This window comes from Bartonella sp. MR168JLCBS (assembly GCF_042194175.1).
In genome coordinates, this window is the sequence record NZ_JBHIMP010000113.1 from 329 (window position 1) to 1,249 (window position 921).

2 protein-coding genes are annotated in these 921 nt (G+C 43.9%); both read right to left on the reverse strand.

Translation table 11 applies throughout. The features are described 5' to 3' along the window. On the reverse strand, positions 1-192 hold a 192-nt coding region (locus ACFIK8_RS09560), incomplete at its 3' end, for a class I fructose-bisphosphate aldolase (protein WP_375669290.1). A gap of 76 nt (positions 193-268) precedes the next feature. After that, positions 269-921: phosphoglycerate kinase (locus tag ACFIK8_RS09565; RefSeq protein WP_375669291.1), on the reverse strand; the 653-nt coding region annotated here is incomplete at its 5' end.

Below are 921 nucleotides of genomic sequence, written 5' to 3' on the forward strand. Positions count from 1 at the left end.
AGAGATGGCGCTTTCCATAGCTTCTTTTGCTGTAAAAAGCATTTCACGATAGGCGCGGCGATTGTCTTCGTTGGATTCAACACCAATGCTTTCAAAACGCTTTCCAATCGTAGCGGTACTTTCATCTGCTGCCAAAATACCTTTACCTGCACAAACTAAAGCCTGTGCAATATCTCCAAGACATTCATTCATAAAAAATTCCTCTTTTCTGTCTTCATTTCCAAAAGTGAGCAATGCACCAGCATAGCTTACACAACACAAGTTATCGTTAAGCCTGCCTGAGAGCAAAAATACCGGGAAGCACCTTGCCTTCCATCCATTCTAAAAAGGCTCCCCCTGCGGTTGAAAGATAAGTGAAATCATTGGCAACACCAGCGTGGTTAAGAGCAAAAACCGTATCTCCCCCTCCAGCAATTGAAACACATTTCCCTGTCAAGCTGCATTCTGCTGCATGACGTGCAACTGCAATCGTTCCTTGATCAAAGGGAGACATCTCAAAAACACCAAGGGGGCCATTCCACACAAGGGTAGCAGCTTTATCAATCACTTCATTGATATGCGCAATGGAGCGGGTACCAATATCCAAAATCATTCCATCATCAGGAATATCTCCAATATCATAGAGACGATGCGGTGCATCTTTTTCAAAGCGAAACCCAACCACTGCATCCACAGGGAGTAGAAGCGTACATTGGTACTCTTGTGCTTTTTCAATGACTTTTTTTATCGTCTGCATTAGTGCATGTTCACACAATGACTTACCAACATGGACACCTTGTGCAGCTAAAAAACTGTTGGCCATGGCACCGCCAATCACCAAATAATCGACCTTTTCAACTAAATGATTGAGCACAAAAAGCTTACTGGAAACTTTTGCACCTCCAACAAGTGCGACCACTGGACGCCTCGGATTGTCAAGTC